A 25,294-nucleotide genomic window follows, 5' to 3' on the forward strand; every position below is an offset into this window, starting at 1 on the left:
TCGTACTGAGTTGTCGAACTGGCCGGTGTCCCGTGACGGGACACCGGCCTTTCGATGTTCTAGGCCCAGTCCGCGCTGCCGGCGAACGGGTAGTCGCGGCCTTCGACGTACGACGGACGTGGCTGGTAGGCGTTGACGCCGGGGGAGCCCTGCAGGTGGAACGCGCTCGGGTACGGGACCTCCGGATCGGTGATCCGGGTCGAGGTCGGGATGTAGCGGATCGTCAAACCGCAGCGCCGGTCCGGCGAGGTGTTGGCGTTGCTGCCGTGCACGATGTTCGGGTGGTGCACCTCGACGTCGCCGGGCGCGAGCACCATGTCGACCGCCCGCGACTCGTCCACCGCGACCGCGATCTCCTGGCCGAGAACGCTCTCCACGCTGGTGTTCTCGCGCATCGCCAGCACCGGCTCGCGATGGCTGCCGGGGATCAGGCGGACGCACCCGTTCCGCGGCGTCGAGTGGTCGACCGCGAGCCACAGCGTCACGACGCTCATCGGGTCCAACGGCCAGAACGCGGCGTCCTGGTGCCAGAGCACGGGTTGTCCCGAGTACGGCGGCTTGGAGATGTAGTGCGACGCGAACAGCGCGAGGTCAGGCCCGACGAACTGTTCGGCGATCGCCAGCAACCGCGGATCGCTCACCAGCCGCACCCAGAACGGGTCGTCCCGCAGGAACACATGCCCCAGCTGCTCCGGGCGCACCTCGGGATGCCGAGCCTGCAACCAGTCGACATGCCCGTTCACTTCCTTGATCAGCTCAGGATCGAGCACGTCCCGGAACACGACGTACCCGTCCCGCTCGTACGCCGCGAGCTCGCTTGCTGTGGAAGTCATCCCAGGCTCCTTCGAGTTTGTCCTGCGTCGATCGTCGACCGCCCCGGCTGGTCGGCGCTAGCAACGGACTGACGTGAACTTGTACTCTCGTGACATGCCCCAGGCGTTGCGTTTCGAGCGGTGGGCACTCGGCCGCCCGTACCACGCCGCCCGGGTCCGGTTCGCCGCACGCGCCCGGGACTCCGAGCTGCACACGCACGCGGACTTCCACGAGCTGATGGGTGTGGTGTCGGGCCGCGGCGAGCACCTGATGCCGACCGGGACACAGCCGCTGGCCGCCGGCGACGTCGTACTGGTTCGGCCGCACGACCGGCACGCGATCCGCGGTGGTGCGCCGGACGGGCTGGAGTTCGTCAACATCGCGTTCCCGAGCTCGGCGTGGCAGGGTTTCCTCAACCTGACCAGGACCAATCCCGGCAGCAGCTGGGACGCCGCGCGGCAGCCGATCACCTTCCGGCCCGCCGATCCCGCGGCGGCGATCGAGACCTTCGAGACCGCGCTCTCCCGCTTCCAGGCCGAGCCCGCGCAGTACGACCTGCTGCGTTTCTGGATCGACCTGCTCCCGCTCGTCTCGCCCGACGAGCTCACCACCTCGGCCGGCCGCCCGATCCCCGCCTGGCTCGGCGAGGCCTGTACGGCGATGCGCGCCGAGGACAACCTCCGCGGCGGAGTCCCACGCCTGCAAGAGTTGGCCGGCGTCAGTGCGGCCCACCTGTCGCGCTCTCTCCGGACCGCCTACGGGATGACGCCTACCGAGTACGTCACCGACCTCCGTCTCGAGCATGCCGCGTCGTTGCTAGCAGCAACCACACTGCCGGTCGCGACCATCGCCACCCGCTGCGGTTTCAGCAGCCAGTCCTACTTCACCCGCCGCTTCACCGCAGCTCACCACCTCTCCCCGAGAACCTTCCGCCACCAGTCCCAACGCGCGTTCGTGCCGTGACGTTTACGGTGGGGCGATGGGCCTGTTCGAGGGTTTCGACGAGTTCACGGTGACCACCTCGGCCACCACGATCCACGGGCGCCGTGGGGGAGTGGGGCCACCGCTCCTGCTGCTGCACGGGATTCCGCAGACGCACCTGATGTGGCATCGCATCGCACCGCGGTTGGCTGAGCGGTTCACCGTGGTGGCGACCGACCTTCGCGGGTACGGCGGCAGCGGTACGCCGGAGAGCGCTCCCGACCATTCGCCGTACAGCATGCGGACGCTCGCGATCGACCAGGTCGAGGTGATGAGCGCGCTCGGCTTCGACGACTTCGCGGTGGTCGGCCACGACCGGGGTGCGCGGTGCGCTTACCGGATGGCTCTTGATCATCCCGATCGGATCACCAAGCTCGCCGTGCTGGACGTCGTTCCCACGGGCGACGCGTTCGAGCGTGCTGGCAAGGAGTTCGCCGTCGGCTACTGGGTCTGGTCGTTCCTGGGCGCGCCCGAGCCGATCCCCGAGCAGCTGATCGCGGCGGCTCCCGACGTACTGGTCGAGCACATGCTCGACACGTGGTCGAAGGACCGGACGACGTTTCCGGCCGACGTACGGGCTGCCTACGTGGAGCAGTTCCGGGATCCGGCGCGGGTGCATGCGATCTGCGAGGAGTACCGCGCGGCGGCGACGCTGGACTGCGAGCACGACGCGGCCGATCGCGGGACGCGGAAGATCGCGTGCCCGGTCCTCGCGCTGTGGGATCCGGCCGGTGCGGTCGGCAGCTGGTACGACCCGTTGGCGATCTGGCGCGGCTGGGCGGACGACGTCCGGGGCTACCCGGTCGACGGCGGCCATTTCTTGGCCGAGGAGGCGCCTGACGAGACCGCCGAGCGGTTGATCGAGTTCCTGGCCGGGGGTCCATCGATCGGTTGATGTTGCGGGCTCCGCGGGACGGGAGCCTCGACGTATGACAGTGATCGAGGTCGAGAAGCTCAGGAAGAACTACCGGTCGAAGCCCGCGGTCGACGGGATCTCGTTGCGCGTCGAGCGCGGCCAGATCGTCGGGATCGCGGGCGCCAACGGAGCCGGCAAGACGACGCTGGTCGAGTGCCTGTCCGGGCTGCGGCGGCGCGACGGCGGCGAGTTGCGCGTGCTGGGGATGGATCCGTGGACCGAGCGGCGCCGGTTGCAGCAGCGGATCGGCGTACAGCTGCAGGAGTCCGCGCTGCCGGACGCGTTGAAGGTGGGCGAGGCCTTTCGTCTGTACGCCGCCCTGTACGACGGCGGCGACTGGCGAACGGTGATGGCGGACTGGGACCTGGCGGACAAGCAGCGGGTCAGGTTCGGGAGCTTGTCGGGTGGGTGGAAGCAGCGGCTGTTCGTGGCGCTCGCGCTGGTCGGCGATCCGGAGATCGTGTTCCTCGACGAGCTGACCACGGGGCTCGATCCGGTCGCCCGGCGTACGACGTGGACGATGCTGAAGAAGCTGAGGGAACGCGGGCTGACCGTCGTACTGGTGACGCACTTCATGGACGAGGCCGAGGCGTTGTGCGACCAGGTGATCGTCGTCGGGAACGGCCGCGTGATCGCCGCCGGCAGCCCGGCCGAACTGGTCGCGGAGACCGCGACGGACTCGCTGGAGAGTGCGTACTTGGCGCTGTCCGGAACGGACCTGTCGTGAAAGGCTTGCTGCAGGTCGTCGCCGTCGAGCTCCGGCTGATCGTCCGCGACCCGTCCTCGGCGTTCTTCGCGCTCGCGTTCCCCGCGGTGCTGCTCTGGGTCAAGATGCGCAGCTCGGACTCGCTGCCCGGCGGCGTCCGCGACATCGACGCGAACGTGCCGATGCTCAGCGTCTTCGTGATCGGCCTGGCCGCGTTCGTCGTCCTGCCGAGCACGATCGCGCAGTACCGCGAACGCGGCATCCTCAAGCGGCTCCGCGCAACGCCGGCCGCGCCCGGGCTGCTGCTCGGCGCGCAGTGGATCGCCCACCTCCTGCTGGCAGCAGCCGGTACGGCGGTACTGATCGCGATCGGCGCCCTCGCCTTCGACCTCGCCGCACCGGCGAACGTCGCGAAGGTCCTGCTGGCGTGGCTGCTCGGCGCGAGCAGCCTCGGCGGGATCGGCCTGCTGATCGGCGCGCTGGTCCCGAACAACCGCAGCGCGACGCTGCTCGGCCTCGGACTGTTCTTCCCGATGGTGTTCGTGTCCGGCGCGATGATCCCGCGCGAGCTGACGTCGGGCGCGCTGCGCACGATCGGCGACTGGACCCCGATGGCGCCGGTGGTCGAGACGATCCGCGCCGCCTGGTCCGGACAACCACTGTCCGCCCTTACCCTGATCGTCATGGCGGCCATCACCGTAACCACGACCGCCCTCGCGGCCCGCGTCTTCCGCGCATGAACACCCCGGTCTGGGAGCGAGCCCTCCCGAGTCTCCCGTACCTCTTCCTGCTCCTGCCCGCGACCTTCGCGCTGCTCGACGACTGGCGACCTTCGGTCTTCCTCGTCAGTCTGCTGACCCTCGCCTGGATGGCAGTCCTCTACCGCACAAGCCACCGCCTCCTGCTCAAGGTCGTCTACCTCGTCGGCATGCTCGCGCTCCTCGCGTTCCTCGTCCACGCCGACTCGCTCTTCTCCGTCACGGGCGTCGGTCTCTTCCTCCAGGTCTTCACCCTCCTCCCCGGCAAGCTCGCGTACGCCGGTGTCGCCGCGACCTCCGCCGTACTGGTCCTCGCCCGGCCGAGGTCGGGCGAGGGCGTCGGTGACCTGATCGTCTCGTTCCTGATCGCCGTACTGATCGCCTCCGCGACCGGGCTGCTCTTCACCGCGATCGCCACCCAGTCCGAGCAACGCCGCCAACTCATCGCCGAGCTCCGCCGTACCACCACCGAACTCGCGGCCCTCGGCGAACAGAACGCGGAGCTGCAAGCGCGGCTCCTCACCAGCGCCCGCGAGGCCGGCGTACTGGGCGAACGCCAGCGGATGGCGCGCGAGATCCACGACACGATCGCCCAGGGCCTGACCGGCATCGTCACCCAGACCGAGGCCGCCGAAGACGACCCGGCAACGAGCCACGCTCGGCTGTCGACCATCGGCGGACTCGCCCGCGAAAGCCTCGCCGAAGCCAGACGGTCGATCCACGCCCTGCGCCCAGGTCCCTTGCAGGACAGCGATTTCGCTGCCGCGTTGGAGAAGCTCGTCGCCGACTGGGCGACAGCCGGGGGAGTGCCGGCCACGCTCACTGTGACGGGCGAACCCGTTGCCCTGCACACCGAAGTCGAGTCGACGCTGATCCGCGTGGCCCAGGAAGCCCTCACCAACATCACCAAGCACGCGAACGCGACGAAGGTGGTCGTCACGGTGTCGTACCTGGACGACGTGGTCGCCCTCGACCTCCACGACAACGGCAAGGGCTTCAGAACTGCAACCATGCAAGGCGGTGGGGCCGGGGAGGGGGCGGCGCCGGTGGGCGGCTTTGGCTTGGTGGTGATGCGGCAGCGGGTCGCTCGATTGGCCGGCACCTTGGTCGTCGAGTCCGGAGCTGACCGCGGTACGGCGATCTCCGCGACCGTCCCTGCCATTCGAGCGGCCACCGAATGATCCGGCTGATCATCGTCGACGACCACCCGATCGTCCGCGACGGACTGCGCGGCATCTTCGCCAGCGACCCCGCGTTCGACGTCGTTGGTGAAGCCGGCGACGGCGCCGAAGCGCTCACGATCGCTGCCCAGCACCGACCGGACGTCGTACTGCTCGATCTCCGCATGCCCGGTCTGAGCGGCGCCGACCTGATCCGCGCCCTCCGCGCCCAGCAGCCGACCGTCCGCATCCTCGTCCTCACCACCTTCGACGACGACACCGAGATCCACGCGGCGATCGACGAGGGCGCGACCGGCTACCTGCTCAAGGACACCCCGCGCGCCGAACTCCGCCGCGCCGTCGAAGCAACAGCTCGCGGAGAGAGCGTGCTCTCGCCGACGGTCGCCCACGCGTTGACCCAGCGCTCCACCACCCCCGAGCATCAGAAGCTCAGCCCCCGCGAGCTGGAAGTTCTGACCCTGGTCGCCCGCGGCACCACCAACCGCGAGATCGCCACCCGCCTGTTCATCACCGAGGCGACGGTCAAGACCCACCTCATCCACCTGTACGCCAAGCTCGAGGCCAAGGACCGGGCCGCTGCGGTGGCGATCGCCTTCCAGCGTGGTCTGCTGTCGCACTGAAGTTCCGGAACCGCGCTCAGGGAACGTTCCCTTGACAGGCAAGCGGAGCGGGGCCACTCTCTCAGAGAGCGCTCTCTCACCCGCCCTGTTCACCGTCTGATTGGTCTCGCCCATGTCCTTCAGCACGCGCTCTCCGGCGCCCTCACGCCGGTCCCCGGCGTTCCTTCGTCGCTCTCTGGCCCTCGCGTCCGCAGGCCTCCTGCTGGCCACCGCGCTCGTCGTCTCTGGTGAGGCCGACGCGGCGGTCGACCAGCAGGACGCAGCCTGCGGTACGGCGAACATCGCCCAGGGCCGCCCGGCCACCGCCTCGTCCACCGAGAACGGCGGCGTCCCGGCCGCGGCCGCCGTCGACGGCAACCCGGGTACCCGCTGGGGGAGCGCGTTCTCCGATCCCCAGTGGCTGCAGATCGACCTCGGGTCCAGCAAGCCGATCTGCCAGGTCGCGCTGACCTGGGAGACGGCGTACGGCAAGGCCTTCCGGATCGAGGCCTCCGACAACGCCGCCAACTGGACGCAGCTCTACGCGACGACGACCAGCACCGGCGGCACCCAGACCCTCGACGTCAACGGCACCGGCCGCTACCTGCGGATCACCGGCACCCAGCGCGCGACCGGGTACGGCTACTCGCTGTGGGAGGTCGCCGTCCGCACCACCGACGGAGGCACCGGTCCTGTGATCCCGCCGACCGATCCGCGCAACCCCGACTTCGGCCCGAACGTCTCGGTCTTCAGCCCCAGCACTCCGCAGGCCGAGATGCAGAACAAGCTGAACCAGATCGCGGCCGAGATGCACACCAACCAGTTCGGCACCCAGCGGTACGCCGCACTGTGGAAGCCCGGCACCTACAACGCCGACGTCAACCTCGGCTTCTACACCCAGGCCGCCGGCCTCGGCCTGTCCCCGGACGACGTCAACCTCAACGGCCACGTCCGCGTCGAGGCCGACTGGCTCCAGCAGGGCGACAACCCGAACAACAAGGGCAACGCGACCCAGAACTTCTGGCGCTCCGCCGAGAACCTGGCCGTCACCACCCCGCCGGGCCAGATCGAGCGGTGGGCGGTGTCGCAGGCGGCGCCGTACCGGCGGATGCACCTGAAGGGCGCACCGGAGATCCAGCTCTGGAACGGCGGTGACGGCTGGGCCAGCGGCGGTCTGTTCGCCGACACCAAGATCGACGGCCGCGTGGTCTCCGGATCGCAGCAGCAGTGGCTGTCGCGCAACTCCGAGTTCGGCAACGGCTGGGCCGGCTCGGTCTGGAACATGGTCTTCGTCGGCGTCAACGGCGCGCCGCCGCAGAACTTCCCGAACCCGTCGCACACGGTGGTCGGCCAGACGCCGCAGATCCGGGAGAAGCCGTTCCTGTACTTCGGTGCTGACGGCAACTACAACGTGTTCGTCCCGGCCCTGCGCAACAACGCCTCCGGCACCAGCTGGTCCAACGGTCCGGCCGCCGGTACGTCGATCAGCCTCGCCGACTTCTACGTCGCCAAGCCCGGCGTCTCCGCCGCGACGATCAACGCCGCGCTCGACCAGGGCAAGCACCTGCTGCTCACGCCCGGCATCTACCACCTCAACGACAGCATCAAGGTCAACCGCGCCAACACCGTCGTACTGGGCCTCGGTCTGGCCACGCTCATCCCGGACACCGGTCAGGCGGCGGTCAGCGTCGCGGACGTCGACGGCGTGAAGCTGGCCGGCTTCCTGGTCGACGCCGGTCCGGTCAACTCGCCGGTCCTGATCCAGGTCGGCCCGGCCGGCTCGAACGCGAACCACGCCGCCAACCCGACCTCGCTGCACGACGTCTACGCCCGGATCGGCGGCGCGCACGTCGGCAGGGCCACGGTCAGCGTGCAGGTGAACAGCAGCAACGTGATCGGCGACCACCTCTGGCTGTGGCGCGGTGACCACGGCGACGGCATCGGCTGGGACGTCAACACGGCGGCCAACGGACTCGTCGTCAACGGCAACAACGTGACGATGTACGGCCTGTTCGTCGAGCACTACCAGCAGTACGAGGTGCTCTGGAACGGCAACAACGGCCGCACGTACTTCTTCCAGAACGAGTTCCCGTACGACGTGCCGAACCAGGCCGGCTGGAGCAGCGGCGGCGGGACCCAGGGCTGGGCGGCGTACAAGGTCGCGAACGGCGTCAGCAACCACGAGGCGTGGGGCGTCGGCAGCTACTCGTTCTTCAACACCAACCCGTCGATCGTCGCCTCCCGATCCTTCGAGGTCCCCGACACTCCCGGCGTCCGGTTCCACGGCCTGGTGTCGGTCTCGCTCGGCGGTGTCGGCACGATCAGCAACGTCATCAACAACACCGGCGGTACGGCGAACGCGGCCACGCAGCAGCGCTACGTGACGAACTACCCGTAACCCCCAGCAGGTGGGCCCCCGGTAGCTGATACTGGGGGCCCACCGACCTAGGGGAGACCGCAGTGAAGACCGGATACGCGCCCGTCAACGGCCTCGAGATGTACTACGAGATCCACGGCGAGGGCGGCACGCCGCTGCTCCTGCTGCACGGTGGGCTGTTCAACATCGACCTGCAGTTCGGCGAGCTGCTCCCGAAGCTCGCCGAGACCCGGCAGGTCATTGCCGCCGACTTCCAGGCCCACGGCCGGACCAACGACATCGACCGGCTGCTGACCTGCCCGAACCTCGCCTCGGACGTGATCGGCCTGCTCGAGCACCTCGGTCTCGAGCAGGTCGACGTGTTCGGCTTCAGCGTCGGCTCCGGGGTCGCGCAGAACCTGGTGATCAACCACCCGCAGCTGATCCGCAAGGCGATCCTGTCGTCGGCGTCGTTCCAGCACGAGGGCAACCGGCCCGAGAGCGCCGCGGTCGGCGAGATGAAGGTCGAGATGATCGCCGGCACGCCGATGGAGTCCGACTACCTGGCCAAGTCGCCGCACCCGGACCTCGAGCACCTGCAGGCCCTGCTCGACAAGCTCGGCACCTTCAACCAGGGCGTGCCGGAGTGGACCGACGAGCAGATCAAGTCGATCAGCGTCCCGACCCTGCTCACCGTCGGCGACAACGACGGCCTCACGCTCCAGCACGCGGTCAAGGTCTACCAGCTGCTCGGCGGCGACGTGAACGCCGACTTCGTCGGCCTGCCGGTCAACCAGCTCGCGGTGATCCCCGGCAGCACCCACTTCCTCGGCCTGGCCCGCACCGAGCTGTTCCGCGAGCTCGTCACCGGCTTCCTCGACGCCCCGGAGCCGGCTAAGCCGTAGCCAGCGCCTTCCGGATCCGCTTGTCGGACACCGGGTACGGCGTACCGATGGTCTGTGCGAACAGGCTGATCCGGAGCTCCTCCAGCATCCAGCGCACGTCGAGGAGCTCCGGGCTCGGATACTTCCCGGCCGGTACGGCGCGCAACCGCGCCTGGTACTCCTCGGTCAGCAGCTGCACGATCGCCATCCCGGACCGGTCCCGCATCGCGTTCGCCGCGACCTTGTCGAGGCGCTGCTCGATCCCGCGCAGGTAGCGGATCAGGTCGGGCAGTCGCTGCGCGCCGGTCTCGGTGATGAACCCGCGATGCACCAGCCCCTCCAGCTGACCCCGTACGTCGGACAACGCGGCCAGTAGCGCGGGGCTCGACGACCGCGAGATCTGCTTGTCGACGGTCCGCGCATGCCCGAGCACCTGCTCGACCTGCTGCAGGATCGTCAGCACGGTGTCGGCCAGGTCGGACCGTACGGCGTCGCGCAGGATCGAGAACGCGGTCAGGTTCCAGGCCGGGCCACCGGCCGCCGTCATCAGCTGGTCGATCGCCGCGGAGATCGCGTCGTCGAGCAGATCACCGACGCTGCGGTGCGGCCCGGCCAGCAGCGTCATCTTCTGCTGGTTGGTCAGGTTCTTCTGTACGACGTCGACCACCGACGGCATCGTCAGCAGGAGCAGCTTGCGCGTCCCGGCCCACATCGCGGCTGCCTGGTCGCGCTCGGTCTCCTGCAGCCGTACGGCGACGGTCTTGCCCTCGTCGACCAGCGCCGGGTAGCCGGCGATGGTGAGTCCGGCGCGGTGCTCGGAGAAGCTGCGCGGCAAGTCACCGATCGTCCAGTCGGTCAGCCCGCCCCGCTCCAGCCCGCTCACGGCCTTCGACGCGACCTTCGAGATCGCGGCCGTCGTCTTCGGCTTCAGCCGTTCCTTCAACCGGGCCAGGTCCTTGCTCTCGGCCACGGTCTTGCCCTGGTCGTCGACCACCCGGAACGTCATCCGCAGGTGCTCGGGCACGCGCGTCCAGTCCCAGTCGGACTCGTCGATCACGACGTCGCGCAGGTTGCGCAGCTCGCGGGCGAGCGCGTCGGTGAGCGGACCGGACGCCGGGTCGAGGTGGGGGAGCACCTGCCGGGCATGGTCTGGAGCCGGCACGATGTTGCGCCTGATGGCCTTGGGCAACGACTTGATCAGTGTCGTGACCAGCTCCTCGCGGAAGCCCGGCACACTCCACTCGAACCCGTCGGCGGTCACCTGGTTGAGCACCAGCAGCGGCAGGTGCACGGTGACGCCGTCCGCGTCGGTGCCGGGCTCGAAGGCGTAGGTCAGGTCGAAGGTCATCCCGTTCTGCGACCAGGTGAGCGGGAACTCCTCTTCGCGCACCTCGGCGCCCTCACGGACCACCAGCGACCGCTCGAAGTCGAGCAGGTCGGCGTCGCGTTGCCGGGCCTTCTTCCACCACGTGTCGAAGTGCCGACCGGTGACGACCTCGGGGCCGAGACGCTCGTCGTAGAAGGCGAACAGCGTCTCGTCGTCGACCCGCAGGTCGCGGCGCCGGGTGCGTTCCTCGAGCTCCTCGACCTCTTCGAGCAGCTTGCGGTTGGCGTGGAAGAACTTGTGGTGGGTGTCCCAGTCGCCCTCGACCAGCGCGTTGCGGATGAACAGCTCGCGCGACACCTCGGGATCGACCGAGCCGTAGTTGATCTTGCGGCGGGCAACGATCGGTACGCCGTACAGGGTGACCTTCTCGTACGCCATCACGGCGCCGGCCTTGCGCTCCCAGTGCGGCTCGGAGTAGCTGCGCTTGATCAGGTGCTGGGCGATGTCCTCGGCCCACTCGGGCTCGATCTTCGCGTTGACGCGGGCCCACAGGCGCGACGTCTCGACGAGCTCGGCGGCCATCACGAACTGCGGCGGCTTCTTGAACAGGCCTGAACCCGGGAAGATCGCGAACTTGGTGCCGCGGGCCCCCAAGTACTGGTGCTGGTTGGCCGGGTCCTTCATGCCCAGGTGCGACAGCAGGCCGGACATCAGCGAGACGTGCACGCTCTGCGGGTCGGCGGGCTCGCCGGAGTTGAGCGTGACGCCGATCTGGGACGCGACCTGGCGCAGCTGGGCGAAGATGTCCTGCCACTCGCGGACGCGCAGGTAGTTGAGGTACTCGCTGCGGCACATCCGGCGGAACTGGTTGCCGGACAGTTCCTTCTGCTGCTTCTTGAGGTAGCCCCAGAGGTTGAGGTACCCGAGGAAGTCGCTGTTCGGGTCGCGGAACCGCGCGTGCGACTGGGTGGCCTGCGCCTCGGCGTCGGTCGGCCGCTCGCGCGGGTCCTGGATCGACAGCGCGGCCGCGATCACCATCACCTCGCGCACACAGGAGTGCTTGTCCGCCTCGACGATCATCCGGGCCAGCCGCGGGTCGAGCGGGATCTGCGCGAGCTGTTTGCCGATCGGGGTGAGCCGGCGATGGCGCTCGCTGGCCTTCGCGGACTCGACCGCGCCGAGCTCGGTGAGCAGTTGCAGGCCGTCGGTGATGCTGCGTTTGTCCGGCTCGTCGATGAACGGGAACGCCGCGATGTCGCCGAGGCCGATCGACGTCATCTGCAGGATCACCGAGGCGAGGTTGGTGCGCAGGATCTCGGGCTCGGTGAACTCCGGCCGGCCCTCGAAGTGCTCCTCGGAGTACAGGCGGATGGCGATACCGTCGCTGGTGCGGCCCGAGCGGCCCTTGCGCTGGTTCGCGCTGGCCTGCGAGATCGCCTCGATCGGCAGGTGCTGGACCTTGGTGCGGTGGCTGTAGCGCGAGATGCGCGCCGTACCGGGGTCGATCACGTACTTGATGCCCGGCACGGTCAGCGAGGTCTCGGCGACGTTGGTCGCGAGCACGATCCGGCGGCTGCTGCTGTGCGGCTGGAAGACGCGGTGCTGCTCGGCGTTCGAGAGTCGCGCGTACAGCGGGAGGACCTCGACCGACGAGCCAGGGCGGCCGCGGTTCTGGGCGAACTTGTCGTTCAGCGCGTCGGCGGTGTCGCGGATCTCGCGCTCGCCGCTGAGGAAGACCAGGATGTCGCCCGGCGCCTCGACCGACAGCTCGTCGACCGCGTCCAGGATCGCCTGGGTCTGGTCGCGGTCGATCGTGCTCGGGTCCTCGGGGTCGTTGACCGGGCGGTACCGGACCTCGACCGGGTAGGTGCGGCCGGAGACCTCGACGATCGGTGCGGGCTTGCCGCTGGCATCGGCGAAGTGCTCGGCGAACCGCTCGGGGTCGATGGTCGCCGAGGTGATGATCACCTTGAGGTCGGGGCGGCGGGGGAGCAGTTGGCGCAGGTAGCCGAGGATGAAGTCGATGTTGAGGCTGCGCTCGTGCGCCTCGTCGATGATGAGCGTGTCGTACCGGCTCAGGTCGCGGTCACGCTGCAGCTCGTTGAGCAAGATGCCGTCGGTCATCAGTTTGACCAGGGAGCGCTCGCTCACCTTGTCGGTGAAGCGCACGGCGTACCCGATGGTGTCGCCCAGCTCGGTCCCGAGCTCTTCTGCGATCCGCTCCGCGACGGTTCTGGCCGCAAGCCGTCGCGGCTGGGTGTGGCCGATGAGTCCCTGGACGCCGCGACCCAGCTCGAGGCAGATCTTCGGAATCTGCGTGGTCTTGCCGGACCCGGTCTCACCCGCGATCACGACGACCTGATGATCCCGGATCGCCGCGCCGATCTCGTCCTTCAGCTGACTGACCGGCAGCTCTTCGGGATACGTGATCTCCGGTACGGCGGCCCGCCGCTGCTCCACCCGCCGCTCAGCCTGCTCGAACGCCCCGAGCATTCCTTGCAGCGCCTGAGCGCGCTTGGCCGGCTCGCGCGTCGTCCGCACCCGCTCCAGCCGACGCCCCAGCTGCTCCCGGTCGTAGACCGTCAGCTGTTCAAGCCGAGGCAGCAGCTCAGCAACGCTCGGCCCACCCTCGTCAACCTCTGAAGTATCTGTGGTGGGTCGATCAGACGCCGGTTTACCCCCACGACGGCGCGGGCGCCGTCGGCGAGCGGGGTCCTGGACGGGACCGGTGGCAGGAGAAGGACTGGAGGACTCGGTCCGGGCATCAGGCATGGCGTGCACCAGTTTAGATGCCCCACTCCAATCACTCACCCCGATTACCCATCGATCAGGAATCGAGAAGCACCGGGCGGCCCCGCGAACCTAGCGTTGCCCTCATGAACCTGACAATCCACTGGACCTTCCTCCCGCACACCGACGCCGACGCCTCGCTGGCCTTCTACCGCGACGTCCTCGGCTTCGAAGTCCGCAAGGACGTCGGCGCGAACCGCATGCGCTGGATCACCGTCGGCCCCGCCAACCAGCCGCAGACCTCCGTCGTACTGAACCCGCCGGAGGCCGCCGACCTCACCGACGACGAGCGCAAGCTTCTCGACCAGCTGATCGAGAAGGGCAACTACATGCTGGTCTTCGCCACCGACGACCTCGACAAGACCTACGAGCAGCTCCGCGCCGCCGGCGCCAACGTCGTCCAGGAGCTCGAAGACCACCCGTACGGCGTCCGCGACTGCGCCTTCCGCGACCCGGCCGGCAACATCGTCCGCATCCAGCAGGCCGACTGACAGCCCAAGCCGGCTCCCGCCCACGCCGCGGCGGCCTGCTCACTCAGCGCGACTCCGAAGTCGCCGAGCTGTTGTCCAGCCCGCCCCACCTCCGCTCTACTGAGCAGCGGGGGAAGGGGCGGACATGGCCACAGACGATGCAGCCGGCAAGGACGCGGCGACCGGCAGCAGTCCAGCAGGCGGGCAGGACGGAACGAGCGCGGGGGACCGGTTCGAGCGCACGTTGGTCCGCGCCGCCGCCGTGGTGCTCGGCGTCGGCCTGCTTGCGGCGGTGCTCTACGCCGTTCCGAACAGCGCGGGCCGCGCGACCACGATCATCGGTGCCGCACTCGCAACCGCCGGTGCGGCCGCCGCGTTCGGCGGCGTTCTCGGATTTCTCTTCGGGATCCCGAAGACGCTGCAGTCCCAGCAGCTCGACGGCCAACGGGTCCGCTACCTGGCGAACACCAACCTGGAGGAGATCTCCGACTGGCTCACGAAGATCATCGTCGGTGTCGGTCTGATCCAGATCGCGACCCTGCCATCGGCGCTCCGGCGCCTCGGTGCGTGGCTGGGCCCGCTCTTCGGCGGTGAGCCTCACAGTCCCGCCTTCGCGATCGTGTACGCCGCCTACTGTGCGGTGAGCGCGTTCCTGCTGCTCTACCTGTGGACCCGCTCGCGCCTGCGCGGCGTACTGCAGGCAGCTGACGCCGACCTGACCCAGAAGATCAAGGGCGTGCTGACCCAGCGCGAGGACGCCAACGCGTACGCGCTCTCCCTGGTGGAACGCCAGCTGACCGGCCAGAACCCGCCCTCTCAGCAGGAGCTCGACGAGGCGATCGCCGGTGCGACCCCGGAGTGGCTGGTGCAGATCTTCCGCCGCGCCGAGGATCAGCGCGGCAAGAGCTGGCGCGACGACCCGGCGACGATGGAGCGCACGATCCCCGTCTTCCGCGCGCTCATCGCGCACGACAAGGACGGGCGCTTCTTCCGCCACTTCGCCGCCCTCGGCTACGCGCTGAAGGACGCGGACCCACCTCAGTACGCCGAGGCGGAGCGGGCGCTCACCCGGGCGATCGCGATCCGCGGTACGCAGCCGCTGACCGGCGGGACCGTGCTGATGGAATGGAACCGCGCGGTCTGCCGAATCATGCTCGATCCCGGGTACGTCGCCGGTCGGAAATCCGACGGGGAGTCCTTCGAGCGGATCTCCGCGGATCTCCTGCTGGCCGCCCAGCACCTGCCCCAGGACTTCTTTCCGAGTGCGCCGGCCGGCGGGCAGGACGTGGGGTCGGAGACCGTCGGCCGTTGGATTCAGCTGAACGACGTGCAGCTGACCGTCTCCCGCTAGTCGCGCGGGCTGGTGACCTTCACCGCGAGTACCGGGACTGGCGACTCCAGCAGGACTCGTTGGGCGGTGCTGCCGAGGATCAGTTTGCCGACCGGGCTGCGGCGCCTCAGGCCCAGGACGATCAGCGCGACGTCGTCCGCGGCGGCGGCCTTCAGGAGTTCGGCGGCGACGTCGCCGGTGCCGACGGCCTGCTGGATGGTGACCTCGACGCCGGCCTCGCGGAGCTTGGCCTCGGCGGCGGCGAGCTCCTCGGCGTTGGCGTAGCGGTTGTCGATGTAGGCGTCGCCGCGGCTGGTGTTCAGCAGCAGGACGCCGGCCCCGCGCAGCTCGGCTTCGGCGGCGGCCGCGGTCAGCGCGGCCTCTCCTTCGGGGGTGGGCACGTAGCCGACGAGGATCTTCACGAGGTCACTCTCCCATCACTCGGTCCCACTGGTGCCCACCCCTCAACCAGGAGTCTCGAATCAGTCGTCCTCGCCGAAGGTCAGACGGTCTCGGGTGGGTTGCGTGCCGCGGATGCGGGCGACCAGGCGCGGCAGGTACGGAACGAACAGCGCGAGCACGGTCAGGATGATGATGATCAGGCTGAGCGGCCGGGTGAAGAACACGCTGCCGTCGCCGTTGGAGATCACCAGGGCCCGCCGGAACTGCTCCTCCATCGTCGGGCCGAGGATGACACCGAGGATCACCGGCGCGATCGGGAAGTCGAGCTTGCGCATGAAGAAGCCGACCACGCCGATCAGCAGCGCCATCAGCACCTCGTAGCCCGAGCCGGACAGCGAGTAGACGCCGAGGCAGGCGAAGACCAGGATCCCGGCGTACAGCAACGGCCGGGGGACCTTCAGGACCTGGACCCAGATCTGGATCAGCGGCAGGTTCATGATCAGCAGGATCAGGTTGCCGATGTAGAGCGACGCGATCAGCGTCCAGACCAGCGTGCCCTGGTCCTCGAACAGCTGCGGCCCGGGCTGCACGTTGAAGATCTGGAACGCCGCGAGCATCACCGCGGCGGTCGCCGAGGTCGGCAGGCCGAGCGTCAGCAGCGGCACCAGTACGCCGGAGAACGACGCGTTGTTGGCCGCCTCGGGCCCGGCGACGCCCTCGATCGCGCCGTCGCCGAACTCGTCGGGGTGCTTGCGCCCGGCCTTCTTCGCCCGGCGCTTCTCGATCGTGTACGACAGGAATGTCGGCACCTCGGCGCCGCCGGAGGGGATCGCGCCGAACGGGAAGCCCAGCGCCGTACCGCGCAACCACGGCGCCCACGAGCGCTTCCAGTCGGACTTGTTCAGGTAGCCGGTCCGCAGCCGGCCCTTCTCGAGCACCGCCGGGCGGTCCGGCGTACTGCGCAACTTCGACGCGACGTGCAGCGTCTCGCCGATCGCGAACAGTCCGACGATCACGATCACCACGTCGACGCCGTCGAGCAGCCGGAGCGTGCCGAACGTGTACCGCTGCGCGCCGGACAGACTGTCGAGCCCGATCAGCCCGATGAACAACCCGACCGTCAGCGACAGCAGCCCGCGGACGAGCGAGTGCCCGACCAGCGCGGTCACCGCGACCATCGCCAGCAGCGTGATCGCGAAGTAGTCGGTCGCCTGGAACTGGCTGGCCAGGTTGCCGATCGGTTTGGCCACGAACGTCAGCAGCACGGTCGAGATCGTGCCGGCCACGAACGACCCGATCGCGGCGGTCGCCAGCGCGGCTCGCGCGCGCCCCTTGAGCGCCATCTTGTGGCCCTCGATCGCGGTCGCGACCGACGCGGACTCGCCGGGAGTGTTGATCAGGATCGACGTGGTCGAGCCGCCGTACATCGCGCCGTAGTAGATCCCGGCGAACATGATGAACGCGCCGATCGGGTCGGAGAAGTTGAACGTGATCGGCAGCAGCAGCGCGATGGTCAGCGCCGGGCCGATGCCGGGCAGGATGCCGACGAGCATGCCGAGCGTCACGCCGAGCACGGCCCAGAGCAGGTTCATCGGGTCGAGCACGGTGCCGAAGCCGTGCATCAGGTCGCCGAAGACGGCAAGTGAGATCACAGGCCGAGCACCCCTTCCGGCAGCGAGATGTCGAGGAACTGCGTGAACGCGATGTAGACGAGCACGGCCAGTACGACGGCCACGACGATGTCGCGCACGAGCTGGCGACTGCCGAGCACGCGGGCCGCGCCCCAGAACAGCAGCGCGGTCGAGAGCATGTAGCCCAGCGGTACGACGAGGAACGCGTACAGCACGAGCAACGCCGACAACGCGACCGGCTCGAACCAGCTCCGATCAGCGATACCGCCACCGGCTTCGGTGTCGGCCGGGGCTTTCGTCGTACGGGGAGAGCGCAGACCTTCGATCAGGTAGCCGATGCTCAGCAGCAGCCAGGCCGCGGTGACGAGCAACGGGAAGAACCGCGGACCCTGCGGATCAAGGCCTTTCGGGCTGCGAATGTCGAAGACGCCCACCAGGAACGTCGCGCTCAGCACCACCAGGACAACAGCGGCGATGATCCGGACCAACCGGGAGGCCTCGACCTCGACATCAGAAGCCCGCACCTCTTCCACTTGCTCACTCACGAGGGATCCCTTCCTTCGACGACGAAAACTGTCGGTTCCGACTGGTTGGGTGTTCGATGTGTCTCGGTTTCGGATGGACCCAGCCCCCGCGCAGGAGGCTGCATTGCTGGAGCAGTGCGGTCAGGCCCGGTATGTGTGGAATCTGGCGCTCGAGCAGTGGTCGATGTGGACCCGCGACCGGGGTGCGACGCCTGGCTACGTCGAGCAGGCACGGCAGTTGACCGAGGCGCGGGCGGATGTCGGTTGGCTGCGGGCCGGGTCGCAGACGGTGCAGCAGCAGGCCCTCCGAGACTTCGACCAGGCCGTCCGAAACTTTTACGCAGCCACCCACCGGCGGCCGACTTGGCGCAAAGCCGGGGTGCACGAGGGGTTCCGAATCGTCGGCGGCCAAGCATCCCGGGTGGTGCAGATCAATCGGAAGTGGGCCAAGGTCAATGTGCCCAAGGTCGGCTGGGTGCGGTTCCGGCTGTCCCGTGTGGTGCCGAGTGCGAAGTCCTACCGGATCACTCGCGACAGGGCAGGTCGCTGGCACCTCGCGTTCGCCGTCGTCCCCGACCCGATCCCCGCACCTGGTACGGACGAAGCCGTCGGGGTCGACCTCGGGGTCACCGTGTCGGCAGCCTTGTCGACTGGAGAACTGTTGTCCTGTCCCGGTCTGTCGGCCACCGAACTGGCACGGCTCAAGCAACTGCAGCGCGGCCTTGCCCGCTGCCGACGTGGATCGAAGCGGCGCCTGCGGAAGAAGACTGCGATCGCGAAGGTGCATGCGCGGGCCCGTGACCGACGCAAGGACTGGGTGGAGAAGACCAGCACCGATCTCTCCCGCCGCTTCGATGTCATTCGGGTGGAGGACCTGCGCATCGCTCAGTTGACCAGACGCCCGACGCCGATTGCTGACCCTCTTCAACCAGGCGCCTACCTCCCGAACGGTCGCCGCGCGAAGGCCGGACTGAACCGAGGAGTTCTGTCCAACGCCTGGGGACTGCTCGTGCGACGCCTGGAGCAGAAGGCTGCGGGCAGGTTCGAGAAGATCAACCCGGCGTACACGTCCCAGACCTGCAGCGTTTGTGGGCACCGCGCACCTGAAAGCCGCGAGAGTCAAGCGGTGTTCCGGTGCGTCGCCTGTGGACATCGGGCGCATGCGGATGTGAACGCGGCCATCAACATCGCGGCCGGACGGGCCGTCAGCGCACGCCGAGAGATGCCCGGAAGGGCCTCGCCGAAGCGTGAACCTCAACTCGCTACCTCCACGTAGTTGTTGAAATCCCCGTCCACTGGACAGGGAGGACGTCAAACGATGCCCAGCTCCTTCAGCAGTCCCTCGACCCGGGTGGTTTCGTCGGCGATGAACTTCTTCGCCTCGTCGCCGGTCTGGAAGAAGTCGGTCCAGCCCTGCTTCTTGCGGATCTCGTCCCACTCGGGCGAGCTGTTGACCTTGGTGACGAACTCGATCAGCCGTTGGCGGTCGGCCTCCGGGATGTCCGGCGGGGCGACGATCGCGCGCCAGTTCAGGACCTCGGTGTCGTAGCCCTCGGACTTCAGCGTCGGCAGCTGCTTGCCGTCGACCGTCATCGGCTCGGTGCCGGTGGTCGCGAGCACACGCATCTTGCCGGCGGTGATCTGTTCCTCGAACTCGCTCAGCCCGGAGATGCCGACCGTGACGTCGCCGGACAGGATCGCGGCGGTCGCCTCGCCGCCGCCGGAGTAGCTGATGTACTTCACCTTCGACGGGTCCGCGCCGGCGGTCTTCACCAGGACCCCCGCGGCGATGTGGTCGGTGCCGCCGATCGTGCCGCCGCCCCAGCTGACCGACGCCGGGTCGGCCTGGTACTTCTCGACCAGGTCCTTCAGCGACTTCAGCGGCGAGTCGGCCTTCACCACGAACACCTCCTGCTCGGCGGTGATCGTGGCGATCGGCGTCGTGTCGGAGATGGTGATCTTCGACTGGTTCAGGGTCAGCGCGCCGACCATCACCAGCCCGGTGATCATCAGCGTGTGCGGGTCCTTGCGGTTCTTGGTGACCAGCTTGGAGATGCCGACGGCACCGCCGGCGCCGGTCACGTTCACCACCGAGGTGGACCGGCCGGGCAGGAAGTCGTCTTCCTGTACGACGTGCTGGAACTGGCGGGCGGTCAGGTCCCAGCCGCCGCCAGGGGCGGCCGGCACCATGATCTCGACGTTGCGGGACGGGAAGTCACCCGCCACGCTGCCGCCTTCCAGGGCTGCGCAGCCGGTCGTCGCGAGGAAACTCAGCGACAACCCACCGGCGACGAAGGCCCTGCGGGTTACGGGGCGCGACATGGGGGTACCTCCTCAGGCACGCGGGGGGAGGGTGGCCTGGATCACTGGCGACCGTAGCAGCATTCCACCAGGAGGTACAGAGATTCCGTTCTGCGGACCAGCGGGTTATCTTCGACAGCAGAAGTAACCAGCGAAAGGGACGGCATGACGGCGTACGGCGAACCGAACCCGCAAGCACCAGCCGGCGAGCGCGGCCGCGTGGCCGACGCCGGGGTCGGCGGGGAGCGGGAGCTGGCCGGCGTACGGAGTGTGCACCGGGCCCTGGACCTGCTGGAACGGTTCGACGACGAGCACCCGACCTGGACGCTGGCCGAGCTGACGACGGCGAGCAAGTTGCCCAAGACAACGGTGTTGCGGCTGGTGACGACGCTGGAGCAGCGCGGCCTGGTGGCCGCGATCGGCCCGGGGCGGTACGCGATCGGGCCGGGCTTCCTGCGCTGGTCGCGGTTGAGCAGTGCGTCGATGGAGATCCCGCCGGCCGTCCGGTCCGCGATGGGCAAGCTGGCCGCCGACACAGGGGAGACGGCCAACCTGTACATCCGGGTCGGGCGGACCCGCGTCTGCCTCGCGCAGGCGCAGGGGACATTGAGCGTTCGGCACTCGATCGCAGTCGGTTCGGCGCTGCCGCTGTGGGGCGGCGCCGCGTCGAAGGTGCTGTTGAGTGATCCGCCGGTCCTCGCGGCTGATCCGTCGGTGATCGACGACGTCGCCGGTGAGTCGCCGTACGGGAGTGACTTCCCGAAGAAGCTCCGCGCGGTCGCCGCGGCAACCGGCGAACGCGGGTTCGCGATCACCCACGGAGAGCGCGAGCTCGGCGCCTCCGGGGTCTCTGCTCCCGTTGTCCGCTCCGACGGCCGAGTGGTCGCGGCGGTTGGCATCGGCGGCCCGACGACCCGGTTCAACGAGGAACGCCTTCCGGCGTACGTTCAGGCCGTACGGCGGTGTGCAAGAACCATCAGCTCCACCGGCTGGAGCGGTTTCAGTGCTTCCTGACAGCTCGGCTGCCGACCTGTTGGACGGCGTACGGGTGCTGGATCTGACGAACGTGTTGGCCGGGCCGTTCGCCGGGTACCAGCTGGGCCTGATGGGCGCCGACGTGGTGAAGATCGAGGTCCCGGGCAGCGGCGATCTCGCGCGCAACCTCGGCGGCGATCCCGAGCTGAGCGCCCGTGGCCTCGGGATCTCGTTCCTCGCGCAGAACAGCGGGAAGCGCTCTCTCACGCTGGATCTCAAGGCGCCCGCCGGACGCGAGGTCTTCGAGCGGCTGGTCCGCGAGGCCGACGTACTGCTGGAGAACTTCCGCCCCGGCGTCCTCGAACGGCTCGGCTTCGGCTGGGACGTGCTGCACGGGCTGAACGACGGGCTCGTCTACTGCGCGGTCTCCGGCTTCGGGCAGACCGGGCCGATGCGCGGGCGTCCGGCGTACGACCAGATCATCCAGGGGCTGTCAGGGATGATGAGCGTCACCGGTACGCCGGAGAGTGCGCCGACGCGGACCGGGTTCCCGATCGCGGACACGCTCGGCGGGTACGCGGCGGCGTTCGCGATCTCGGCCGCGCTGGTGAAGCGCTCCCGCACTGGGACCGGCAGCTTCCTCGACGTGTCGATGCTGGAGACCGCCGTCGCCGCGATGGGCTGGGTCGTCTCCGACTACCTCGTCGCCGGCCGCGAACCACGGGCCATGGGCAACGAAAACGCGACCTCCGCGCCCTCCGGGACCTTCGCGACCGCCGATGGTGCGCTCAACATCGCCGCCAACAAGCAGGAGCAGTACGTCGAACTGTGCACGGTCCTCGGGCGGCCGGAGCTGATCACCGACTCCCGTTTCGCAACCCGCGAGGCGCGCAAGCAGCACCGCACCGAGCTGACTGATGAGCTCGAGATCACCCTCAGAGAGCGCTCCGCCGCCGAGTGGGACTCGCTGCTGGAAACCACCGGCGTACCGGTCGCGCGCGTCTTGACCGTTCCGCAAGCGCTCGCCCTGGACCAGGTCGCCCAACGTGATCTGCTCCATGAGGTCTCCATGCCGAACGACGGAGAGCGCTCACTGCGCGTTCTCGGGAGCAGCGTGCATGTCGACGGACAGCCGGTCGGCCCGACCGGGCGGCCGCCGCAGTTGGGTGAGCACGTGGACGACGTACTGACCGAGATCGGCTACACCGCGGAGGAGATCGCGGACCTGCGAGCACAAGGAGTCGTATGAGTGAGTCGGTAGGGGACTGGTGGTCGACCGCGATCACCGACATCCAGCCGGGTGTCATCCGCTTGCGCGGGTACGCCGTCGAGGAGCTGATCGGCGCGGTCAGCTACCCGCAGATGGTCTGGCTAATGACCCGCGGCGAACTCCCGACGGACGCCGAGGCCAAGCTCCTCGAACTCACCCTCGTCGCCGCCGTCGACCACGGTCCGCAGGCCCCGTCGATCGCCGCGACCCGGATGGCAACGTCCTGTGGCCTCGAACTCAACAACGCGATGGCCACCGGCGTGAACCTGCTCGGCGACATCCACGGCGGCGCCGGCCAGCAATGCCTCGAAGTCCTCCTCCAACTCCGCAACTCCGGCAAGCCCCCCGAGGACGCCGCTCGCGAGTTGGTTGCCGACTACAAGGACCGCAAGACCTTCATTCCCGGCTTCGGCCACCGCTGGCACCCGCGCGACCCCCGCCGCGACCCACTCATCACCGCGCTCCAGCAGGCTGTGGACGCCGGCACAGTCACCGGCGAGTACCTGACCCTCGTCCTGGCCCTGGAGCAAGTCCTTGCCGAAGGCACCAAACCCGTCCCGATGAACGTCGACGGCGCCACCGCCGCCATCTACGCCGAACTAGGCTTCGCCCCCGAGCTCGCCCGCGGCCTGTTCGTCCTCTCCCGATCAGTCGGCCTCCTGGCTCACGCGTGGGAACAACAGCAAGAACCCACCCGCATCAAAGGCCCACTCCCCAAGGGCATCAACCCGACGTACACGGGGCCGGCCCCTCGCCCGATCCCCACTGATCGACAGAGCTGACCGCCCACCCGCTCCACGCTCGCCTGCTGCTGCGCTGACCCGGCCGGCTACCGCTAGCCCAGGTCGCGCTTGAGGACCTTGCCGGTGGCCGTGCGGGGGAGCTCGTCGACCACGACGATCTCGCGGGGTGCCTTGTAGCGCGCGAGACTCGCTCGCACGTGGTCGATGAGTTCGTCGGGCGTCACCTCACCTGCGAGTACGACGTACGCGACCAGCCGTTGACCGAAGTCCTCGTCCGGTACGCCGATCACCGCGGCGTCGCGGACCGACGGGTGGGTGAGCAGGCAGTCCTCGACCTCGCCCGGGTACACGTTCTCGCCGCCGGAGACGATCATGTCGTCCTCGCGGCCGTCGACGAACAGCCGGCCGCGGTCGTCGAGGTGCCCGAGGTCGCCGGTGCTCATCCGGCCGTCGACGACGGTCTTGCTGCTGCCGTCGGAGTACCCGCCGAACACCAGCCCGCCGCCGGCGAAGATCCGGCCGGTCTCGCCGGTGCGCACCGGACGGTCGTCGGGCCCGAGGATCCGGACCGAGCTGCCCAGGCACGGGCGCCCGACCGTGCCTGGCGCGGCGAGCAGATCGGCGGACGACGCGATCGTCGCGATGCCGATCTCGCTCGACCCGTACGCATCGCACAGCACCGGCCCGAACTGCGCGATGAAGCGCTCGGCCAGCGAGGGTGGGAGTGCGGACGCACCGGAGATCACCGCGCGCAGCGACGTCACGTCGTACTGGGCCAGCTCGTCGGGAGGGAGTTCGAGCAGGCGTTGCAGCATCACCGGTACGGCGACGATCGAGCCTGCGCGCGTCGACTCGATCGAGGCGAGCGTCGCGGCGGCGTCGTACCGGCGGGTGAGGACGAGCGGTGAGCCGAGGAAGAGCGCGAGCATCGAGTTCAGCAGGCCGAGTCCGTGGAACAGCGGCGGGCAGATCAGCATCGGCTCGCCGGCGCGCAGTCCGAAGCGCTGCAGGGCCGACGCGGTCAAGCCCGCCAGGCCGAGTGCCGTCGGTGCGCGGGGTGCGGCCTTCGGCGTACCGGTTGTTCCTGAGGTGAGGATCGTGATGTGCCCAGGGCGATCAGGCGCCGGCGGATCCGGCGCGCCGGCCGAGGCCAGGTCGTCGAGGCCGCTGCCTTCCTCCCGCCAGCCGAGCACAGCCGGTACGTCGGTGTCGACAACGAACTCCTCGTCGTGCACGAGCAGGTCCGGCCGATGCTTCTCCAGTACGCCGGCGACCTGCGGCGCGGCGAACTCGGTGTTCACGAACAACACGTCAGCACCCAGCCGCGATGCTGCCAAGGTCGCCGCCAGAAAGTACCGATGGTTCCGGCAAAGCACCGCAACCTTGCCCCCAGCAACAATCCCGTACTCGGCATGCATCCCGGCCGCGATCGCCGCGACCCACCCGTCCAGCTCGCGATAACTCAACCGCCCCCGTTCGTCGATCACCCCCGCCCGCTCCGGAAACCGAATCGCCGCAACAGCCCCGAGCGCAGCCATCGACTGCCCCCACCGCCGCAACGCCCGCTCAATCCCCGGCAGATGCAAAGGCCCCGCCGCCCGCCAAACCCCCGACCGAGCCAGTGCAACCGATACCCCACCCACTTCAACCGCTCCCCGAACAAGCCAATCCGGAGCCCGCAACGGCCCAACCGGCCGCACCGGCGGCCTCACAGCGCACACCCCCGCGCCGCCTCCAGGCGGATCGCACCCGCAAGCAACCCGGTACGGGAAGGGGGAGGGAGGAGGAGCCAGGCCGCCCCGGCCGCAGCGCTTCGCGCGCGGGAGCCCGCCCCGGCCGCAGCGCTTCGCGCGCGGGAGCCTGCCTCCGCGGCTCGCCGGGCCGGCATCACAGCTGCGTGCGCGCCGATCTCGTGCATCGCCGCCATCCAAGCCGGCCCTCCGACTGGGTTGCGGGGGAGGCGGTACCCGGCCGCCCCGGCCGCAGCGCTTCGCGCGCGGGAGCCTGTCCCGGCCGCGGCGCTTCGCGCGCGGGAGCCTGCCTCCGCGGCTCGCCGGGCCGGCATCACAGCTGCGTGCGCGCCGAGCTCGTGCATCGCCGCCATCCAAGCCGGCCCTCCGACTGGGTTGCGGGGGAGGCGGTACCCGGCCGCCCCGGCCGCGGCGCTTCGCGCGCGGGGGCCCACCTCCGCGGCTCGCCGCGCCGGCATCACAGCTGCCTGCGCGCCGAGCTCGTGCATCGCCGCTATCCAAGCCGGCCCTCCGGCCGGGTCGAGGGGGAGGCGGTGCCGGGCCGCCCCGGCCGTGGTGCTTCGCGTGCGGGGGCCTGCCTCCGTGG

At 69.2% G+C, this 25,294-nt stretch carries 21 protein-coding genes; 14 read left to right on the forward strand and 7 right to left on the reverse strand.

Translation table 11 applies throughout. The annotated features are described in order from the left end of the window. Positions 1-59: 59 nt before the first annotated feature. Positions 60-833 (reverse strand): phytanoyl-CoA dioxygenase family protein, encoded by a 774-nt coding sequence (locus ACYVIO_RS25145; RefSeq protein ID WP_460653323.1) that lies wholly within the window; start codon positions 831-833, stop codon positions 60-62. A 94-nt stretch (positions 834-927) separates the two neighbouring features. On the opposite strand from ACYVIO_RS25145, the gene ACYVIO_RS25150 reads away from it, so the two are divergent. The 8 genes from ACYVIO_RS25150 to ACYVIO_RS25185 all read left to right on the forward strand — a co-directional run bounded on the left by ACYVIO_RS25150 (position 928) and on the right by ACYVIO_RS25185 (position 9,215). Beyond that, on the forward strand, positions 928-1,776 hold the full coding sequence (locus tag ACYVIO_RS25150) for a helix-turn-helix transcriptional regulator (protein WP_460653324.1): 849 nt from the start codon (positions 928-930) through the stop codon (positions 1,774-1,776). Between the two features lie 16 nt (positions 1,777-1,792). Continuing rightward, on the forward strand, positions 1,793-2,689 hold the full coding sequence (locus tag ACYVIO_RS25155) for an alpha/beta fold hydrolase (RefSeq protein ID WP_460653325.1): 897 nt from the start codon (positions 1,793-1,795) through the stop codon (positions 2,687-2,689). A gap of 34 nt (positions 2,690-2,723) precedes the next feature. Next, entirely contained in the window at positions 2,724-3,437 is a 714-nt protein-coding gene (locus tag ACYVIO_RS25160) for an ABC transporter ATP-binding protein (protein WP_460653326.1), read from the forward strand. Continuing rightward, positions 3,434-4,156, forward strand: coding sequence for an ABC transporter permease (locus tag ACYVIO_RS25165; protein ID WP_460653327.1), 723 nt, complete (start codon positions 3,434-3,436; stop codon positions 4,154-4,156). The genes ACYVIO_RS25160 and ACYVIO_RS25165 overlap by 4 nt, the downstream gene beginning before the upstream one ends. Further along, the gene (locus ACYVIO_RS25170) at positions 4,153-5,355 is read left to right on the forward strand and encodes a sensor histidine kinase (protein ID WP_460653328.1); all 1,203 of its coding nucleotides are present in this window, start codon (positions 4,153-4,155) and stop codon (positions 5,353-5,355) included. The genes ACYVIO_RS25165 and ACYVIO_RS25170 overlap by 4 nt, the downstream gene beginning before the upstream one ends. After that, positions 5,352-5,975, forward strand: coding sequence for a response regulator (locus tag ACYVIO_RS25175; RefSeq protein WP_460653329.1), 624 nt, complete (start codon positions 5,352-5,354; stop codon positions 5,973-5,975). The genes ACYVIO_RS25170 and ACYVIO_RS25175 overlap by 4 nt, the downstream gene beginning before the upstream one ends. 112 nt (positions 5,976-6,087) lie before the next feature. Then, a complete protein-coding gene (locus ACYVIO_RS25180) occupies positions 6,088-8,352 on the forward strand; it encodes a discoidin domain-containing protein (RefSeq protein WP_460653330.1) in 2,265 nt (754 codons plus the stop codon). A gap of 62 nt (positions 8,353-8,414) precedes the next feature. After that, positions 8,415-9,215, forward strand: coding sequence for an alpha/beta fold hydrolase (locus ACYVIO_RS25185; protein ID WP_460653331.1), 801 nt, complete (start codon positions 8,415-8,417; stop codon positions 9,213-9,215). Here the strand turns inward: ACYVIO_RS25185 and hrpA are convergent. Beyond that, entirely contained in the window at positions 9,205-13,128 is a 3,924-nt protein-coding gene (gene hrpA, locus ACYVIO_RS25190) for an ATP-dependent RNA helicase HrpA (protein ID WP_460653568.1), read from the reverse strand. The genes ACYVIO_RS25185 and hrpA overlap by 11 nt on opposite strands. Before the next feature lie 269 nt (positions 13,129-13,397). On the opposite strand from hrpA, the gene ACYVIO_RS25195 reads away from it, so the two are divergent. Continuing rightward, a complete protein-coding gene (locus ACYVIO_RS25195; protein WP_460653332.1) occupies positions 13,398-13,802 on the forward strand; it encodes a VOC family protein in 405 nt (134 codons plus the stop codon). A 124-nt stretch (positions 13,803-13,926) separates the two neighbouring features. After that, complete coding sequence (locus tag ACYVIO_RS25200; protein ID WP_460653333.1) at positions 13,927-15,132, forward strand: hypothetical protein; 1,206 nt, start codon at positions 13,927-13,929, stop codon at positions 15,130-15,132. On the opposite strand, the gene ACYVIO_RS25205 is transcribed toward ACYVIO_RS25200, so the two are convergent. The 3 genes from ACYVIO_RS25205 to ACYVIO_RS25215 are packed head-to-tail and all read right to left on the reverse strand — an operon-like array spanning position 15,129 to position 17,689. After that, positions 15,129-15,533, reverse strand: a complete 405-nt coding sequence (locus ACYVIO_RS25205) for a universal stress protein (protein WP_460653334.1) — start codon at positions 15,531-15,533, stop codon at positions 15,129-15,131. The two genes, ACYVIO_RS25200 and ACYVIO_RS25205, sit on opposite strands and share 4 nt — an antisense overlap. A gap of 60 nt (positions 15,534-15,593) precedes the next feature. After that, on the reverse strand, positions 15,594-17,165 hold the full coding sequence (locus ACYVIO_RS25210; protein WP_460653335.1) for a tripartite tricarboxylate transporter permease: 1,572 nt from the start codon (positions 17,163-17,165) through the stop codon (positions 15,594-15,596). Continuing rightward, positions 17,162-17,689, reverse strand: coding sequence for a tripartite tricarboxylate transporter TctB family protein (locus ACYVIO_RS25215; protein WP_460653336.1), 528 nt, complete (start codon positions 17,687-17,689; stop codon positions 17,162-17,164). Before ACYVIO_RS25215 ends, ACYVIO_RS25210 begins: the two co-directional genes overlap by 4 nt. Positions 17,690-17,762: 73 nt before the next feature. Here ACYVIO_RS25215 and ACYVIO_RS25220 point away from each other — a divergent pair, with 73 nt between their 5' ends. Further along, complete coding sequence (locus ACYVIO_RS25220) at positions 17,763-18,944, forward strand: RNA-guided endonuclease InsQ/TnpB family protein (RefSeq protein WP_460653337.1); 1,182 nt, start codon at positions 17,763-17,765, stop codon at positions 18,942-18,944. 35 nt (positions 18,945-18,979) lie between these two features. On the opposite strand, the gene ACYVIO_RS25225 is transcribed toward ACYVIO_RS25220, so the two are convergent. Then, positions 18,980-19,990 (reverse strand): Bug family tripartite tricarboxylate transporter substrate binding protein, encoded by a 1,011-nt coding sequence (locus tag ACYVIO_RS25225; protein ID WP_460653338.1) that lies wholly within the window; start codon positions 19,988-19,990, stop codon positions 18,980-18,982. 144 nt (positions 19,991-20,134) lie between these two features. On the opposite strand from ACYVIO_RS25225, the gene ACYVIO_RS25230 reads away from it, so the two are divergent. Genes ACYVIO_RS25230 through ACYVIO_RS25240 form a run of 3 tightly spaced genes read left to right on the forward strand, consistent with a single transcriptional unit; the run spans position 20,135 to position 22,996 of the window. After that, positions 20,135-20,983 (forward strand): IclR family transcriptional regulator, encoded by an 849-nt coding sequence (locus ACYVIO_RS25230; protein ID WP_460653339.1) that lies wholly within the window; start codon positions 20,135-20,137, stop codon positions 20,981-20,983. After that, positions 20,973-22,193, forward strand: a complete 1,221-nt coding sequence (locus ACYVIO_RS25235) for a CaiB/BaiF CoA transferase family protein (protein WP_460653340.1) — start codon at positions 20,973-20,975, stop codon at positions 22,191-22,193. The genes ACYVIO_RS25230 and ACYVIO_RS25235 overlap by 11 nt, the downstream gene beginning before the upstream one ends. Continuing rightward, complete coding sequence (locus ACYVIO_RS25240) at positions 22,190-22,996, forward strand: citryl-CoA lyase (RefSeq protein ID WP_460653341.1); 807 nt, start codon at positions 22,190-22,192, stop codon at positions 22,994-22,996. Before ACYVIO_RS25235 ends, ACYVIO_RS25240 begins: the two co-directional genes overlap by 4 nt. 53 nt (positions 22,997-23,049) lie before the next feature. Here ACYVIO_RS25240 and ACYVIO_RS25245 read toward each other — a convergent pair whose 3' ends face one another. Continuing rightward, positions 23,050-24,495 (reverse strand): AMP-binding protein, encoded by a 1,446-nt coding sequence (locus ACYVIO_RS25245; RefSeq protein WP_460653342.1) that lies wholly within the window; start codon positions 24,493-24,495, stop codon positions 23,050-23,052. Between the last annotated feature and the right edge of the window lie 799 nt (positions 24,496-25,294).

It is taken from the genome of Kribbella endophytica (genome assembly GCF_054781295.1).

What these genes read in the sequence shown, in the direction of transcription:
- ACYVIO_RS25170 (WP_460653328.1), top strand. Translation starts at nt 4,153, where the DNA reads ATGAACACCCCGGTCTGGGAGCGAGCCCTCCCGAGTCTCCCGTACCTC.
- ACYVIO_RS25225 (WP_460653338.1), bottom strand. Translation starts at nt 19,990, where the DNA reads ATGTCGCGCCCCGTAACCCGCAGGGCCTTCGTCGCCGGTGGGTTGTCG.
- ACYVIO_RS25180 (WP_460653330.1), top strand. Translation starts at nt 6,088, where the DNA reads ATGTCCTTCAGCACGCGCTCTCCGGCGCCCTCACGCCGGTCCCCGGCG.
- ACYVIO_RS25220 (WP_460653337.1), top strand. Translation starts at nt 17,763, where the DNA reads ATGGACCCAGCCCCCGCGCAGGAGGCTGCATTGCTGGAGCAGTGCGGT.
- ACYVIO_RS25195 (WP_460653332.1), top strand. Translation starts at nt 13,398, where the DNA reads ATGAACCTGACAATCCACTGGACCTTCCTCCCGCACACCGACGCCGAC.
- ACYVIO_RS25200 (WP_460653333.1), top strand. Translation starts at nt 13,927, where the DNA reads ATGGCCACAGACGATGCAGCCGGCAAGGACGCGGCGACCGGCAGCAGT.
- ACYVIO_RS25240 (WP_460653341.1), top strand. Translation starts at nt 22,190, where the DNA reads ATGAGTGAGTCGGTAGGGGACTGGTGGTCGACCGCGATCACCGACATC.
- ACYVIO_RS25150 (WP_460653324.1), top strand. Translation starts at nt 928, where the DNA reads ATGCCCCAGGCGTTGCGTTTCGAGCGGTGGGCACTCGGCCGCCCGTAC.
- ACYVIO_RS25245 (WP_460653342.1), bottom strand. Translation starts at nt 24,495, where the DNA reads ATGGCTGCGCTCGGGGCTGTTGCGGCGATTCGGTTTCCGGAGCGGGCG.
- ACYVIO_RS25230 (WP_460653339.1), top strand. Translation starts at nt 20,135, where the DNA reads ATGACGGCGTACGGCGAACCGAACCCGCAAGCACCAGCCGGCGAGCGC.
- ACYVIO_RS25160 (WP_460653326.1), top strand. Translation starts at nt 2,724, where the DNA reads ATGACAGTGATCGAGGTCGAGAAGCTCAGGAAGAACTACCGGTCGAAG.
- ACYVIO_RS25145 (WP_460653323.1), bottom strand. Translation starts at nt 833, where the DNA reads ATGACTTCCACAGCAAGCGAGCTCGCGGCGTACGAGCGGGACGGGTAC.
- ACYVIO_RS25175 (WP_460653329.1), top strand. Translation starts at nt 5,352, where the DNA reads ATGATCCGGCTGATCATCGTCGACGACCACCCGATCGTCCGCGACGGA.
- ACYVIO_RS25155 (WP_460653325.1), top strand. Translation starts at nt 1,793, where the DNA reads ATGGGCCTGTTCGAGGGTTTCGACGAGTTCACGGTGACCACCTCGGCC.